This is a genomic window from Bradyrhizobium algeriense (genome assembly GCF_036924595.1).
GTDB lineage: Bacteria > Pseudomonadota > Alphaproteobacteria > Rhizobiales > Xanthobacteraceae > Bradyrhizobium > Bradyrhizobium algeriense.
In genome coordinates this window covers 4,353,886-4,369,074 of record NZ_JAZHRV010000001.1, presented here as the reverse complement: position 1 = coordinate 4,369,074, position 15,189 = coordinate 4,353,886, and the positions used below count along the sequence as shown (strand labels likewise).

The 15,189-nt window shown below is 63.3% G+C and carries 11 protein-coding genes and 1 pseudogene; 6 read left to right on the top strand and 6 right to left on the bottom strand.

The window, feature by feature from the left end; genetic code table 11:
- Nucleotides 1-328: 328 nt before the first annotated feature.
- From V1286_RS21290 to V1286_RS21280, 3 genes are read left to right on the top strand one after another with little or no spacing between them, the layout of a single operon-like run.
- Nucleotides 329-1,123 (top strand): ImuA family protein, encoded by a 795-nt coding sequence (locus V1286_RS21290; RefSeq protein WP_334482307.1) that lies wholly within the window; start codon nucleotides 329-331, stop codon nucleotides 1,121-1,123.
- Nucleotides 1,014-2,606, top strand: a complete 1,593-nt coding sequence (locus V1286_RS21285; RefSeq protein WP_334482305.1) for a Y-family DNA polymerase — start codon at nucleotides 1,014-1,016, stop codon at nucleotides 2,604-2,606. Before V1286_RS21290 ends, V1286_RS21285 begins: the two co-directional genes overlap by 110 nt.
- On the top strand, nucleotides 2,603-6,025 hold the full coding sequence (locus V1286_RS21280; RefSeq protein ID WP_334482304.1) for an error-prone DNA polymerase: 3,423 nt from the start codon (nucleotides 2,603-2,605) through the stop codon (nucleotides 6,023-6,025). Before V1286_RS21285 ends, V1286_RS21280 begins: the two co-directional genes overlap by 4 nt.
- Before the next feature lie 52 nt (nucleotides 6,026-6,077).
- On the opposite strand, the gene V1286_RS21275 is transcribed toward V1286_RS21280, so the two are convergent.
- Complete coding sequence (locus V1286_RS21275; protein ID WP_334482302.1) at nucleotides 6,078-7,310, bottom strand: NAD(P)/FAD-dependent oxidoreductase; 1,233 nt, start codon at nucleotides 7,308-7,310, stop codon at nucleotides 6,078-6,080.
- A 168-nt stretch (nucleotides 7,311-7,478) separates the two neighbouring features.
- On the opposite strand from V1286_RS21275, the gene V1286_RS21270 reads away from it, so the two are divergent.
- The gene (locus tag V1286_RS21270) at nucleotides 7,479-8,501 is read left to right on the top strand and encodes an AraC family transcriptional regulator (protein WP_334482301.1); all 1,023 of its coding nucleotides are present in this window, start codon (nucleotides 7,479-7,481) and stop codon (nucleotides 8,499-8,501) included.
- Nucleotides 8,502-8,567: 66 nt separating this feature from the next.
- On the opposite strand, the gene V1286_RS21265 is transcribed toward V1286_RS21270, so the two are convergent.
- The 5 genes and pseudogenes from V1286_RS21265 to V1286_RS21245 all read right to left on the bottom strand — a co-directional run bounded on the left by V1286_RS21265 (nucleotide 8,568) and on the right by V1286_RS21245 (nucleotide 12,245).
- Complete coding sequence (locus tag V1286_RS21265) at nucleotides 8,568-8,783, bottom strand: hypothetical protein (RefSeq protein WP_334482299.1); 216 nt, start codon at nucleotides 8,781-8,783, stop codon at nucleotides 8,568-8,570.
- A 372-nt stretch (nucleotides 8,784-9,155) separates the two neighbouring features.
- Nucleotides 9,156-9,586: pseudogene (locus V1286_RS21260) on the bottom strand (MgtC/SapB family protein).
- Between the two features lie 94 nt (nucleotides 9,587-9,680).
- Complete coding sequence (locus tag V1286_RS21255) at nucleotides 9,681-10,595, bottom strand: hypothetical protein (RefSeq protein ID WP_334482297.1); 915 nt, start codon at nucleotides 10,593-10,595, stop codon at nucleotides 9,681-9,683.
- A gap of 447 nt (nucleotides 10,596-11,042) precedes the next feature.
- Nucleotides 11,043-11,315, bottom strand: coding sequence for a PilZ domain-containing protein (locus V1286_RS21250; RefSeq protein ID WP_334482295.1), 273 nt, complete (start codon nucleotides 11,313-11,315; stop codon nucleotides 11,043-11,045).
- 159 nt (nucleotides 11,316-11,474) lie between these two features.
- The gene (locus V1286_RS21245; RefSeq protein WP_334482294.1) at nucleotides 11,475-12,245 is read right to left on the bottom strand and encodes an SDR family NAD(P)-dependent oxidoreductase; all 771 of its coding nucleotides are present in this window, start codon (nucleotides 12,243-12,245) and stop codon (nucleotides 11,475-11,477) included.
- Nucleotides 12,246-12,393: 148 nt separating this feature from the next.
- Here V1286_RS21245 and V1286_RS21240 point away from each other — a divergent pair, with 148 nt between their 5' ends.
- Both V1286_RS21240 and V1286_RS21235 read left to right on the top strand, forming a co-directional pair.
- Nucleotides 12,394-13,791 (top strand): CoA transferase, encoded by a 1,398-nt coding sequence (locus tag V1286_RS21240; protein ID WP_334482292.1) that lies wholly within the window; start codon nucleotides 12,394-12,396, stop codon nucleotides 13,789-13,791.
- A 142-nt stretch (nucleotides 13,792-13,933) separates the two neighbouring features.
- Nucleotides 13,934-15,178 (top strand): efflux RND transporter periplasmic adaptor subunit, encoded by a 1,245-nt coding sequence (locus V1286_RS21235; RefSeq protein ID WP_334482290.1) that lies wholly within the window; start codon nucleotides 13,934-13,936, stop codon nucleotides 15,176-15,178.
- Nucleotides 15,179-15,189: the final 11 nt, after the last annotated feature.

Below are 15,189 nucleotides of genomic sequence, written 5' to 3'. Positions count from 1 at the left end.
CTTTGCCGTTGTCGCTGGAGGAGCCGCGTAAGCGGCGTCTCGAAGGATGGGCCGCATTCCTGTCATCCTTCGAGGCTCGCAAGTGCTCGGCAGCGCCTTTCTTCTCGGGATGCCGCGTGCGGGGTTGGCATCCGCCAGGATTTCCAGCTTACGTTGCACGGCCATCGTTGAATCCCTTTGATTCCATTCATGAATCGCCAAGGCGTCGATCCTGATTGACTCTGCCGGGCCGGTTAGCTTTATATTAGAACATATCATGAACAAATGAGCCAGCCGCGGGTTCACTAGGAAAAAGCGGTAAAGGCCAAATTTTCTTAAGGAGCGGCGCATGAGCACCGCACGCACAAGCACGCTTGCGAATTTGCGCGGGAGCATCGAGCGGATCGAGACGCATGGCGATGCGCATGACCTCAACAAGATCGCGCTTGGCCATGCGGCAGCAGATGCGACGCTGTGCGGCGGTCTTGCGGTCGCAGCGGTGCATGAAGTGTTCGCCGAGGGCCACCAGAGCGCGGCGGCCACGGGGTTCATCGCTGGCCTCGCGGGAAGGGTATCGCGGCGCCGGCCGCTGGTTTGGGTGCGGCAGGATTTTTCGGAAATCGAATCCGGCGCGCTGTCGATGAACGGGCTTTGCGAGTTGGGTCTCGATCCGCGGCTGCTCGTGACCGTGCGCGCGCCGGACACTGACGCCGCGTTGCGGACCGCCGCCGACGCGGTGGCCTGCGATGCGCTCGGCGCCGTCGTGCTGGAAGTCTGGGGGCAGGCGCGCCAGCTCGATCTCGTCGCCAGCCGCAAGCTCACGCTGGCCGCGGCAGCCTCCGGCGTCACCGCATTGCTGCTGCGGATGGCCGCGGAGCCGCGGCCGTCGACCGCGGAGACAAGATGGATCGTGCGCGCGGCGCATTCGCCGCCGTCAGCACCATGGAGCGCGTGGGGCGCGCCTGTCTTCGACGCGCAGCTGGTTCGTAACCGTCATGGCCCGGTCGGCCGCTGGATCATGGAATGGAAATGTGATGAATGCCTCTTCAGCGAACCGGCGACGTATCCTCAGCCTGTGGCTGCCACGCCTGCCCATCGACCGCATCAAGCGCAAGCTTTCGGGCAGCGGCGACGCGCTGGATAAAACCCCCAGCGTCGTCGTCGCCAAGCAGCACAACGCCATCCTGATCCATTCGCTCGACGAGGCCGCCGTGCACGCCGGCCTCTCGATCGGCCTGCCGCTCGCCAATGCCCGCGCGATCTGCCCGGAGCTGATGGTGTTCGACGCCGACGAGGTCGCCGATCGCAAGACGCTCGAAGACATCGCCGACTGGTGCGACCGCTTCACTCCGCTGGTGGCGCTCGATCTGCCGCATGGGCTCTATCTCGACATCACCGGCTGCGCCCATCTGTTCGGCGGCGAGCGTGCGCTGCTGCAGATCGTATGCGGCGCGCTGAGCCGTCGCGGCTTTGCCGTCAGCGCCGCGATCGCGAACACCGCGATCTGCGCCCGGACGCTGACGCGCCAGGCTTCCGGAAAGATCGTTGCTGATGGCGAGGAGGCCGAGGCTGTCAGCCCGCTGCCGGTATCCGCACTCGGCGCCGGTGACGCCATCACCGGCGGCCTGCGCCGCGCGGGCCTGAAGACCATCGGCGACGTCGCCTCGCGCGGACGTCACGAGATCACGGCGCGGTTTGGCGCAGGCTTCACCACGCTGCTGGAGCAGGCGCTGGGGCAGGGCGATGCGCCGATCAGTCCCCGAAAGCCGCTGCCGGATTACATCGTCGAAAAACGCTTTCCCGAACCGGTCGCCACCGACACCGTGATCGCGATGAACCTGTCCGCGCTCGCTGCCATGCTGGTCACGGCGATGGACAAGCAGGGCAAGGGTGCGCGGCGGTTGGAAGCAAGTTTTTTCCGCACCGACGGCGCGGTGCGCACGATCCCGGTCGATACCGGCCGTCCGGTGACGAAAGCGGAAGTGATCGACCGCCTGTTTCGCGAGCGGCTCGATGCGCTCAACGATCCCCTCGATCCCGGCTTCGGCTTCGATCTCATCAGGCTTTCCGCCAGCCGCACCGAAATCGTGGTGCAGCAGCAGCGCGACCTCGACGCCAACGTGCATGACAATGACGAACTGGCCGCGCTGATCGACCGCATCGCCGCGCGCATCGGTGGCAAGCGTGTCGTCGTGCACCTGCCGCAGGATACCCACATCCCAGAGCGCGCCGTATTGGCGGTAACAGCGCAGCATCATCTGGCGGCGGCTGCGCAGGCCGCCTGGCCCGAGCGCATCGAAAGCGAGCCGCCGCTGCAGCCACTGCGGCTGTTCGACAGGCCGGAGCCCATCAACGTGCCGTTCGCAACCGTGCCGGACGGCCCGCCGCATCAGTTCACCTGGCGCCGCGTCACGCACGCGGTGGTGCGGGTGGAGGGGCCCGAACGCATCGCCATGGAATGGTGGAAGCAAAACGGCGACGGGCCGACGCGGGATTATTTCCGTATCGAGGATGAAGCGGGGCTTCGTTTCTGGATCTTTCGAGACGGGCTCTATGAAAGCGAACTGGCCGACGAAGAGAGCGAACCCGCATCAGTCCGATGGTTCGTGCACGGGCTGTTCGCATGAAACGCCCCGCTGACATTTCCGGCTATGCCGAGATTGGCATCACCACCAATTTCTCGTTCCTGCGCGGCGGCTCCGATCCGCGCGCCTATGTGCATCAGGCAAGCGAGCTCGGCATCCCCGCCATCGGCATCGCCGACCACAACACGCTGGCCGGCGTGGTCCGCGCCTACAAGGAGCTCGAAAACCCCGAGGTCACGCATAAGCCAAAGCTCCTGATCGGCGCGCGCCTCGTCTTTATCGATGGCACGCCCGATATTCTGGTCTATCCGCGCGACCGCGCTGCCTATGGCCGGCTCTGCCAGTTGCTGACCCGCGGCAAGCGCGGCGACGACATCACGCGGATCGAGAAGGGCGAGTGTCATCTGCGGTTCGATGACCTGCTTGAATTCGCCGAGGGGCAGCTTCTGGTGCTGGCGCTGCCGCATCGCTTCGACGGGGGAAGCGCGCAAGAAATTCTGCAGCGACTGAAGCAGAGTCGGGCGGCCGGCGTGTGGCTTGCCGCAAGCCTGCTCTACCGCGGCGACGACAAGCGCCGGCTGGCGCGGCTGCATCGTCTGGCGCTTGCGGCAAAAGTGCCGCTGCTGGCGACCAACGAGGTGCTTTACCACCATCCCGCCCGCCGTCGCTTACAGGACGTGCTCACCTGTATCAGAGAGAAGACCACCATCGACGCCATCGGCAGGCGGCTGGAAGCCAATGCCGAGCGATACCTGAAGCCGGCCCGCGAAATGGTGCGGCTGTTTCGCGACCTGCCCGAGGCGATCGCGGAAACCATGCGCTTTGCGGGGCGCATTTCATTTTCGCTCGACCAGCTCAAGTACCAGTATCCGGACGAGCCGGTGCCGCCGGGCAAGACCGCGCAGCAGCATCTGGAAGACCTGACCTGGGCTGGTGTCGACAAATATTTCGGCGGTGAAATCTCTGACACGCTGCGCGCCACCTTGCGGAAAGAACTCGCGCTGATCGCCGAGCTCAAATACGCGCATTATTTTCTCACCGTGCACGACATCGTCCATTATGCGCGCAGCCAGAACATCCTGTGCCAGGGAAGGGGATCGGCGGCAAACTCCGCCGTCTGCTACGTGCTCGGCATTACCTCGGTCGACCCGACCAAGGTCGATCTGTTGTTCGAGCGCTTCATCTCCAAGGAGCGGCTGGAGCCGCCCGACATCGACGTCGATTTCGAGCATTCGCGGCGCGAGGAGGTGATGCAATATGTCTACCGCCGCTACGGCCGCCACCGCGCCGCGATCATCGCCACCGTCATCCATTATCGTCCACGCAGCGCGATCCGCGACGTCGGCAAGGCGCTGGGGTTGACGGAGGATGTCACCGCGGCGCTCGCCGATACCGTATGGGGAAGCTGGGGCAAGGGCCTCAACGAGATGCAGGTCCGCCAGGCCGGGCTCGACCCACAGAATGCGATGGTCGAACTCGCGGTCGAACTTGCCACCGAACTGATCGAATTCCCTCGCCATCTGTCGCAGCATGTCGGCGGCTATGTGCTGACGCAGGACCGGCTTGACACCTATGTGCCGATCGGCAACGCCGCGATGGATGACCGCACCTTCATCGAATGGGACAAGGACGACGTCGACGCGCTTCATATGATGAAGGTCGACGTGCTGGCGCTGGGCATGCTGACCTGCATCCGCAAATGTTTTGATCTGATCGACGAGCACAAAGGCGAGCGTTGGGAGTTGGCGACCGTCAAGCAGGACGACTCTAAAGTCTACGACATGCTGTGCCGGGGTGAATCGCTCGGCGTATTCCAGGTCGAAAGCCGCGCACAGATGAACATGCTGCCGCGGCTGAGGCCGCGCACCTTCTACGACCTCGTCATTGAAGTCGCGATCGTGCGCCCGGGGCCGATCCAGGGCGACATGGTGCATCCCTATCTGCGGCGGCGGAACGGCCAGGAAAAGGTGAGCTATCCGTCACCGTCGCCCGACCACGGCCCGGCGGATGAACTGTATCGCGTGCTGCACAAGACGCTCGGCGTGCCCCTGTTCCAGGAACAGGCGATGCGGATCGCGATCGAGGCCGCCAGGTTCACCTCCGAAGAGGCCAATGGCCTGCGCCGTTCGATGGCGACCTTTCGCAACCTCGGCACCATCGGCACGTACGAGACCAAGCTGATCGGCAACATGATCGCGCGCGGCTACGATCCCGAATTCGCCAAAGGCTGTTTCGACCAGATCAAGGGCTTTGGTAGTTACGGCTTTCCGGAAAGCCACGCCGCAAGCTTCGCCCAGCTCGTCTATGTCTCGTCATGGCTGAAGCATTATCATCCGGACGCCTTCTGCTGCGGCCTGCTCAATTCGCAGCCGATGGGTTTCTACGCGCCCGCGCAGATCGTCGGCGACGCCCGCAAGAACGGCGTCGAGGTGCGTGAGGTCGATGTGTCCTATAGTTTTGCGCAGAACACGCTGGAGGAGGGGGAAGGGAAATACTGCGCGGTTAGACTCGGCTTCCGCCAGATCGACGGGTTTAGCTGGATTGATGAGGATGAGGAGCGGCTGAAGCAACTTCAACTGTCATTCTCCGATGCGCCCTTGCGCATCGTGGGCGCGCGTAGCGCGAATGACAATGTGGGGAAAGAGCAAGACTGGGCCGACCGCATCGTCGCCGCCCGCGCGCGCCGTCCCTTCACCTCGCTCGAAGAATTCGCCCGCGACACCGCACTTCCAAAGCGTGCGCTGATCCTCTTGGCGGACGCCGATGCGTTCCGCTCCATCGGGCTCGACCGCCGCGCGGCGTTGTGGGCGGTGCGGCGGCTGCCCGACGACGTGCCGCTGCCGCTGTTCGAAGCCGCGGTCGCGCGCGAGCAGCCCGACGAGAACGCAAAACCGTTGCCGCTGATGCCGCTGCCGGAGCAGGTGGTCGCCGATTATCAGACGGTGCGGCTGTCGCTGAAGGGCCACCCGATGGAATTCCTGCGCGAGAGGTTCACGAAGGAGCGCGTCGTCGCCTGCAAGGACGTCAATCACAAAAACGACAAGCGCCGTATCCGTTGCGCCGGCGTGGTGCTGGTGCGGCAGCGGCCTGGCAGCGCCAAGGGCGTCGTCTTCATGACGCTGGAGGACGAAACCGGCATCGCCAATATCGTGGTGTGGCCCAAGGTGATGGAGCAGTACCGGAAAGAAGTGATGGGCGCCCGCCTGATTCTGGTGGAAGGCTATATCCAGAGCAGCCCGGAACAAGTGACGCACCTGGTGGCGCAGCGGATGTTCGACCGCTCCCACGACCTGATCGGCCTCGCCAATGATGCGCCGAGCCGCAAGCATCCCGTCCCGGCCGGCCCCGCGCTGATCGAGCCGCTCAACGACGACCGCCGCGATCACGTCGACGCGCCCGCGCAAAAAATCCGCCATCCGCGCGACGTCCGCATCCTGCCGCCGTCACGGGATTTTCATTGAGCCGATTTCTTCTGCTGTGGGCCATCGGAGTAGCGCAAAGCTGACGCTGCTTTCACGATGCACTCGCCCTTTGAGTTCTCGCGGCTGCGGCAGCAAAGATCGCTTCGATGTTGTCAGGTGCAAAAAACTCCGTCGGCGATATCGTCCCTGCATTCAGACGGGCAAAGCCGTCCATGGCCGCCCGGTTGCCGTGAACCGCCTCCAGGATCCGTTGCAGCTCGGGTGGCGGCGGCTCGAGCGTTGCGAGGTCGCAGGTGAAATCGTACATCGCCCCGACCTGCGCGTCGCGGGTGTGCTGGTACTCGCTCATGGCTTCCTCGAATGGCCGCGCGCCCGACAGTGATTGGTCGATTGCCCCGGCGCAGAGTTCGGCGTCCCGGAAAGCATCGAGAATTCCCTGCGCCGTTATGAAGTCCCTGTTATAGCCGGCGTCTCCCACGAGAGCCCAGCCTGCGCCGTAAGGCTTTCGGAAATAGTTCGGCACCGCCGCGCCGGCGAACGGTGCTTCGCGCGTGGCGCTGCGCAGCCTTTTGGCAAAGTCCGGCGCCTGTTCGATGGCTTTCAAATAATTGCCCTCGATATCCCTCTTGTTTTCCGCAAATTCCGCGTAGGGCCATCCGGCAATGACGAGCGTCAGATCGTCATGGGTTGGCATTGCCGCAAATGCGCGCCTGTCGCGCACAAAAGTTTCAAAGCGGCCGTCGGTGGGCAGCCCGCGCCAATAGCTGTAGTAACCCGCCAGCAGAGGCGGCTTCTCGCGGTACTGCTCGGGGTGAACCGCCTCGCTCAGCATGGAGTGCCGGCCGTCGGCCCCCACAACAACGTCGGCATATTCGGTAACAGTGCCGCCTTGCTTCGACCGGCCCTTGATGCCGACGACGCGCGCTCCTTCGATCATAATTTCCTCGACGACAAAACCCTGACGGATCTCCGCGCCGGATTCGGTCGCCGCGTCGACCAGCAGCTTGTCGAGGATGGTCCGCCGCGGGCAATAGGCAACGGCGTCCCTGTCCGTGCCCGGGGCGCCGGCAATGGTGAACGCGCCGAAGTCGAAGGAGTAGGTGTGGATCGGCGGGCAGCCGGTTGCCAGCAGCCGGTCGAGCAGCCCCCATCGCGATAGCGCATTCACAGCGGGGGGATGCACGAGATGCGTTGACACGGTGTCGCTCGGGAAAGAAGCGCGGTCGACCGCCAGCACCCGGTATCCCTTGCGCGCCAGCAACATCGCGGTTGGCGAACCGGCGCAACGCGCGCCCATGACGATCACGTCGAATGCCTTGCCCATCGAAATCTCCTTGCAAAATTGTTCCGTGCCGGTTCACGGCAGCCAGGCTGACTGATCGGGGCCGGGCCCATGGCAATCGAGTCTAGTGGGAAGCCGAGGCCCCAACTTTGCCGAAACTCCGTGGTTCTTTGCAGGTTGCTCAGGGTCCACTATCGACGGAGCACGTAAATGGATGCCCTATCGGAAGCGCTGACGTCGGTGCACATGACGGGCGCCATCTTCTACCACGCGGAGTGCACAGCCCCCTGGGGGTTCCGGGTGCCTCATCTGCAAGACGTCGCCCACGTGCTTGCTCCCGGAACCGAGCGCCTGGTCAGCTATCATCTGGTCACGGACGGGAAGGCGATCGTGCGCTTCGCGGGCGAAGACGACATCGCCGTCGCTGCGGGCGATATCCTGATCATCCCCCACGGCGATGCCCATACCGTTTCGAACGGCTCGCCATCGACTTACCTCGACAGCGGCGCTTCGATCGGCGAGTTCCTGGTCGGCCATCTAACCACGATGCGATTGGGCGGCGGAGGCGAGGTGACAAGGTTTGTCTGCGGCTATTTCGGTTGCGAACGTCATGCCGAACGGCTCTTCCTCGCCGGCCTGCCGCTGATGATCAAGATCAACCTGCGCGGAGACCCAGCCGGCGAATGGCTGGAGAGTTCGGTTCGCCATCTGGTCTCCCAGGCTGGATCGGAGCGACCGGGACAATCGATCCTGCTCTCCAAGATGGCGGAAGCGCTCTTCATCGAAACCATCCGCCGCTATATGGAGGCGTTACCGGCGGAACAGACCGGCTGGCTCGCGGGTGCGCGCGATCCGGTCGTCGGCGGTGCACTGGCGCTGCTGCACCGAAGACCCTGTCGTCATTGGACCGTGGAGCAACTTGCCGCCGAGACCGGCGTTTCGCGCTCGGTGCTTGCCGAGAGGTTCTCCCGGTTTCTTGGCGAGCCGCCGCTGACCTATCTTGCGCGCTGGCGATTGCAACTCGCTGCCAGGATGCTGCAAACCACCCGGGAGGCGGTGATACAGGTGGCCTCCGAGGTAGGCTACGACTCGGAGGCGGCGTTCAATCGGGCATTCAAGCGCGAGTTCGGCGTTCCGCCAGGAGAATTCAGGGGCCAATTCAGGCGATCGTGCGCCCGATCGGATCTGGTTGGAGGTAACGGGCCAACTCGCATTCCCGCGCGCACGGCGTGAGAGCAATCAAAAGGTATCCCTGTGGTGTATGCCTTTTCCCACGATCCCCGATCAACTGGTTCCGATCTACCAGTAGATCAATCCCCCTTTCGTCTTTCCGACGCCACTTCCGGCAAATGCTGCTGCGAGCCTTTGCTTTTCGGCGCAATGTGCAGCCAGGGTCTCGTATAGCCTTGCCTCCATGAAGTGGGTGTGTTCGCCGCTGGCGGACGCTGCATCGGCGGTCGCAGATATCAGCGCACTGATTTGGCGTATCAGCAGATCGTCTGTCGATGGCTGCATAACCTTCTCCTTCGATCGCGGTCCGACAAGATCACTCCTGATTTCGGTTCACTGCAAGCCGGCAAATCACAGGAACCGCAGATGCCGGCTGCGACAGATTGCGCGCGCTTCATCTGGCTTCAGCGAGAAACCTGCGCATTCCCCTTAGTCGAGCCTGGCAGTGTTTTCGATAGAGCAGGCAATATTCCCGGTAAAATATTTCGACGAGGTTCCACATGATCGATTCCATGTCCAATCAAAGGATCATGGTACGACGACATTGTTTCGGGATTTCTTCTTGGTCCGAGAAAATGGCTTCGCGCAAGGCGCGGAATATTTCATGCCGTCCGTGGGCGACGAAATACCCTCACGGTGTGGTGACTGTTATGCATCTCAATCCGACCTGGCGTCGCGCTTGCGCTCGTTCTCGCCGTCCTTGAGATCGTCTTCTTCCTTCACCAGCGTCAGCAGCCTCAGCGTCAGGAACGTGAACACCGCCGTCACTGCGACGTCGTAGCTGCCGAGCCCGACGGAAACGCCGATCGCGCCGGTGGCCCACAGGCTGGCGGTTCCCTGCTTGAGGATCGCGCCGCAATGAAGCCGATGCCGGTGATCAGGCCTTCGATCACCTTCGCCATGCCATCGGGGGAGTGCACCAGCAGGTTTTCGCTGGCCTGCACGAAGCGCAGCTTGCCATCGCGACCAGCGGAAAGGTGCGCAGGCCCGCGCTGCGCGCGCTTCTCGCGGTCCCAGCCGATCGGGACGGCGAGCGCGAAGGCCGCGGCCAGCGCCAGAAAATGGGTGCCTATCTGAAACCGGTCCAAAAGCCTGCCCTTGTGAAACGAAAAACGCCGCACCTGCGATACATGTGTGTAACGCGGCAATGCGGCGTAAAGTTTCAGCGTGGTGGCTGTTGTGCTACCGGGTGCCGACGACCGTCGTGCTCGACGCTCCGCTTACGATCGCAGCTTCGGTCCGGTACTGCGGCAGATGATTTTCGAGCGCGTAGAACACGCACAGCGCCAGGCTCGACCAGACCGCCAGGCTGAAATAAAGCGACATCCAGGCAATCTCGTCCTTCCACTCGGCAAGGTCGTGCGTCACCACCCAGCGCGTGCTGACGTCACGCAGGCCCTCGCGGGGCGTCAGGCGCTTGTCGCCATCGGCATCGCCGGTCCGCCAGCGGTTCAGGTACATCGGGACGTCGATCGTCATCAGAAACGCCAGGAAGCCCGCAATGCCGGCGATGGCTATGGCAAGCATCACGCGAACCGCGCCGTGGAATTCCGGCAGCAGGCGGCAAAGACCTGCACCGATGATAAAGAACGCAACCGCCCACAGCGAATTTTCGATGGCGTTGCCGAGATAGTTCCTGGTTAGCACCGCATACCATGAGAGGCATTCCGCGATCAGGATCAGAGGTACGATCACCCATGCGGCATTCACGGTCGTTTCCGCCCCGGTCATCGTGCCGAGCTGGTGCAGGAGCATCGCCCATTGCACCACAAAACAGATCTCGGCCACGGTCGCCACCGTCCGTCCGACCAGAACGCTCGACCACCAGGTGTCGAACAGGCAGATCCGTTGAACATCGGCGCGCGGCAGAAACGACCTGAAGGCGCAGCCAAAAACATAGGCCGCACAGAACAGCAGCATGACGCCGACGCTGGCGGTGCTGCCGGCAGATCCGGTCGCCAGCACGGGAAGCTCGCCATACAGCACGAACCAGACAGCGATATTGACGCCGCTCACCAGGGTCAGCACGCCCCACCACCAGGACACGGGGTTCGACCAGGCCAGGGAACCTGACCGCGCCTGCCATTCCAAACTCATTCGTCGCTCCGCTGTAATCGAACTGACATTTAACTGTAATAATGCAGTCATATGTCAAGGCGAATCACGACATAGAGAATCACGACATAGATATGTCCGCGGAGGGCAGCCGCTGGGGCGAGGGGTGTTGCCGGTCGATACCGGCCGCTGGTCCGGCCCCTGGTTCAAGTCAGAACCGGCCCGACCGATCTCAGAGTCTCACTCGAAAATCAGCCGATAGAAGTAGGCCTTGCTGAGCATTCGTCACGGCCCGGATAAAAGCGCGAAGCGCGCCCTCGCGCTGATGTCCCGAGCATCCAGGCTATCGTTCGAGGCAAGCAGGCAAGGATGCAGATGGCCGGGACATCTTGCGCGAAGTCGCGCTTTAGCCGGCCGTGCCAAAAATCAAATCAAGTTCGTGCGGTTTGAAACGCCTGACAGTGCTTGCCGCTTTTTCCGGTCAGGCTTTCAGGACAGGAATTTCACGCCGTAGGTCTTGCCCCGGCGCCAGACCACTTCGCACGACTGGCGCGTCGTATGTTCGGGCACTAGCGCCAATTCAAAGCTGTCTCTGACATCAAGCGCGGTATCGGTCGCGATCTTGGCGCCGCCCGGCGAGACGTCCAGGACGAAGCATTCAAGCTTCGTGATCCCGTTGTCGATCGTCATCCATGTCGGCCGTTTGCGCAGCTCGCGCCGCGGTTCGCGCTGCACCTTTGTCCTTTGTTCGTCGACAATCATCCTGCCCATCCGTCGTTGGACCCAGTCGTCTCGTCTGGGTCTTCGAAACAGGCCGCCAGAATGAAGGTAACTTCGTAAAGTTCCCTTAGTTTATCGTTTCAAATTTACCGGTTTGCTTCGCGAGTTGTAAATCGATCTCTCTCAACCCTGCCATATGCCTCAGAAATTTACGCGGTTCGAGATCGCGCCGTCGACGACGAGGTTCGAGCCTGTCGTGAACGAGGAGGCCGGGCTCGCCAGGAACACCGCCGCATTGGCGATCTCCTGCGGCGTTGCCATGCGGCCGGTCGGGTTGCGCGCCAGCGCATCCTGGTAGCGCTTCGGCATGTTCTGCTCGACCATGTTCCAGATGCCGCCCCTGAAATAAACGGTGCCCGGCGACACCACGTTGACGCGAATTTTCTTGCCCGCGTATTGCCGCGCCAGTCCCTTGGCCATGTGGATCAGCGCCGCCTTGATCGGGCCGTAGGAGCTGGCGCTATCCGCCTGCGCCGCCGAGATCGATGAAATGATGATGAAGGCCGCGTCACCGGTCTTCTCGCCGCTGGCTTCGAGCGAGGGACGCGCGGCCTCGAACGCGTTGACGGCGCCGAGCACGTCGAGCCGAAAGTTCTGCTCCCATGAAGCGGGATCGCCGCCTTGCGCCATGGCCCCGGCATTGGAAAACAGCATGTCGACGCTGCCCAGCTGCCGTGCAACATCGGCGATCCACGACTTCAATGCGGTGGCGTCGGTGATATCCACAGACGCGCCGGTCGCCTTCACGCCCATCGCCTGCAGTTCGGCAACGCTGCCGGCGACCTGATCGGCGTTGCGGGCGCACACCGCGACGCCTGCGCCTTCGCCCGCCAGCGTGTCCGCAATCGCCCGCCCGATGCCGCGCGTGCCGCCGAGCACGACAGCATTCCTGCCCTTCAAACCCAAGTCCATTCTGTTTTTCCTTATGTGATTCCGCCGCATTGTAGCGGCCAAGTTGACCCGGGAGAAAGCTCAAATCGCTTTACCCGGATTGCGCTGCGCTCCGTCCGGGCTACGTTGCGTGGGATGTTAAGAAAGACGTTAGGAAAGAGACACGCTTATGCAAAGCCCCAGAGAAATCCTCCGCGATATCTGGACCTCCGCCGGCGGTGAAGTCTCCGCGCTCGACGCGCTCACGCTGACCGGCGACGAGCCGCAACTGCCGTCGTCGTTTCGCGTCGCTGCCGCCGCACAGGTCAGCGTCGCTGCAACCGGGCTGGCGGCGGCCGAAATCTGGAAAATGCGCAGCGGCGAGGCGCAAGGCACGGCGGTCGATATGCGTCATGCCGTGGTCGAATGCCGGAGCGAACGTTATCTGCGCGTCGACGGCAATCCCCCGCCACCGGCCTGGGATGCGATCGCCGGTGTCTACAAAACCCGCGACAATGGCTTCGTGCGCCTGCACACCAATTTTCCCCATCACCGCGACGCGGTCTGCAAGGTGCTGCACTGCAAGCCGGAGCGTGACGCGGTTCAGGCCGCGCTGATGCAATGGGACGGCGAAGCGTTCGAGACCGCCGCCTATGCCGGCGGCTGCGTCGTGGCCTTCATGCGCTCGCACGACCATTGGTCGGCAACGCCGCATGCCAAAGCGCTCGCCGGATTGCCGCTGCTCTCGATCACGAAAATCGGCGAGGCTGCGCCGAAGCCGTGGCCTAAAGGCGATCGTCCGCTCGCGGGGCTTCGCGTGCTCGATCTGTCGCGCGTGATCGCGGGTCCGGTGGCGGGCCGGACGCTTGCCGCGCATGGCGCCGACGTGTTGCTGATCTCCGGCCCGGAGCTACCGGCCATTCCGTGGCTCACCATCGACACCGGCCGCGGCAAGCTGACGAGTTTTGTCGAACTCAAGAACGAGCAGGGGCGCGGCGTGCTGCGCGACCTGTTGGCCGCGGCGGATATTTTTTCGCAGGGCTACCGGCCGCGCGCGATTTCAGGTCTCGGCTTCTCGCCGGAGGATGCCGCGCGCATCAATCCCGGTATCATTTATGTCACGCTGTCGGCCTATGGTGCCGCAGGTCCCTGGGCCGGGCGGCGCGGCTTCGACTCGCTGGTGCAGACCGCGACCGGATTCAACCATGCCGAGGGGCGGGCTGCTGGTATCGATGGACCGAAGGAATTGCCCGCGCAGATGCTCGACCACGCCACCGGCTACTTCATGGCGTTCGGCGCCATGATGGCTAAAGCGCGCCAGGCGCGTGAAGGCGGAAGCTGGCACGTCCAGGTGTCACTGGCGCAGACCGGACGCTGGCTGTGGAATCTCGGCCGGGTGGCCGGCGGCCTCGATACCCGTGATCTTACGGGGGAGGCGGTAACGCCCTTCATCGAGGAGGTGGGCTCAGGCTTCGGTGCGCTGCGGGCGGTCAGGCATTCCGCGATTTTGTCGAAAACCCCGGCGTTTTGGGCCCGTCCGGCGATGCCGCTCGGCAGCCACCCGCCGCAATGGCCGCCACCGGCGTAGGCCGCTTGCCGGCCTTCGGGCCGGCTCTCCAAACTTTAATCGCCCCCGCTAGGGCCATTTTCGTTTTTCATGTTGTTGGAACGTGAATTGGGCACTATTAGCGCAGGGTGAGACAAATCGTCGCTGAATGGTTCCCGGCAGGATGCCCAACGTGTTTACCAAGTCATTGCAGATCGTTACCCGGCGGCGGTTGGCCGTGGGCATCGGCGTGTTGGCCTTGGTCGGCGTAGGCGCCTACGGCTTTGCGAAGATAGGCAACACCAAGGCCGGCCATTCGGAAGTCTCGAGCCAGTCCCGCAAGGGATTGCAGCGCTACACGCCGAGCCCTGCCGAATGGGCCAGCCTGACCATTCAGCCCGTCACCGAACGCGGCTTCCGCGCCGAACACGTCACTGAAGGCAAGATCGCGATCGATGAAGATCGCTCGACGCCGGTGTTCTCGCCCTATGCAGGCCGCGTCACCAAGCTGCTGGCCAAGCCGGGCGACAGCGTCGTCAAGGGCCAGCCGCTGTTCGTGATCGAGGCCGCCGACAACGTTCAGGCGCAAAACGATTTCATCGCCGCGATGGCCGCCATGAACAAGGCGAAGTCCGCGCTCGATCTGGCGCAATTGCAGGGAACGCGCGCCAAGGACCTGTTCGAGGGCAAGGCCGTTCCGCTGAAAGATTACCAGCAGAGCCAGGCGACCCTGATCCAGGCCGAAAACGACATGCGCTCGTCGCAGACGGCGATGGAGGCGGCGCGCAACAAATTACGCATTCTCGGTCTCACCGATGAGGACATCGCGACCTTCCAGGAAAAGCGTCATATCAATCCCGAGACCACCATCTTCGCGCCGATCGCCGGCACCGTGGTCCAGCGCAAGATCGGCCCCGGCCAGTATGTCAACGCCGGCGCCAGCGACCCTGTCTATGTGATCGGCGATCTCTCCACGGTATGGATGACGGCCTTCGTCCGCGAAAGCGATTGCGCGAACGTCGCGATCGGGCAGGAGGTGACCTTCAACGTTCTCGCGCTGCCGGGCCGTTCGCTGTCGGCGCGGATCAATTACGTCGCCACCGCGATCGATCCGGCGACGCGGCGGCTGCTGGTCCGCGCCACCATCGACAACAAGAACGGTACGCTGAAGCCGGAGATGTTCGCCAACGTCACGATCTATTCGGCGGGCGACCGGCCGGCGGTCGGCGTGCCGAAACAGGCACTGATCTATGAAGGCGATCAGGTGCGGATCTGGGTCGCGCATCCGGACAAGACGATTGAATTGCGTCAGATCAAGCCTGGCCTCACCAATGGCGATCTCGTCGAGGTGGTCGGCAATCTGAAACCCGGCGAGCAGATCGTCACCAAGGGTGCGCTATTCATCGATCGCGCCGCGTCCGGCAGCTGACCCCCTTATTG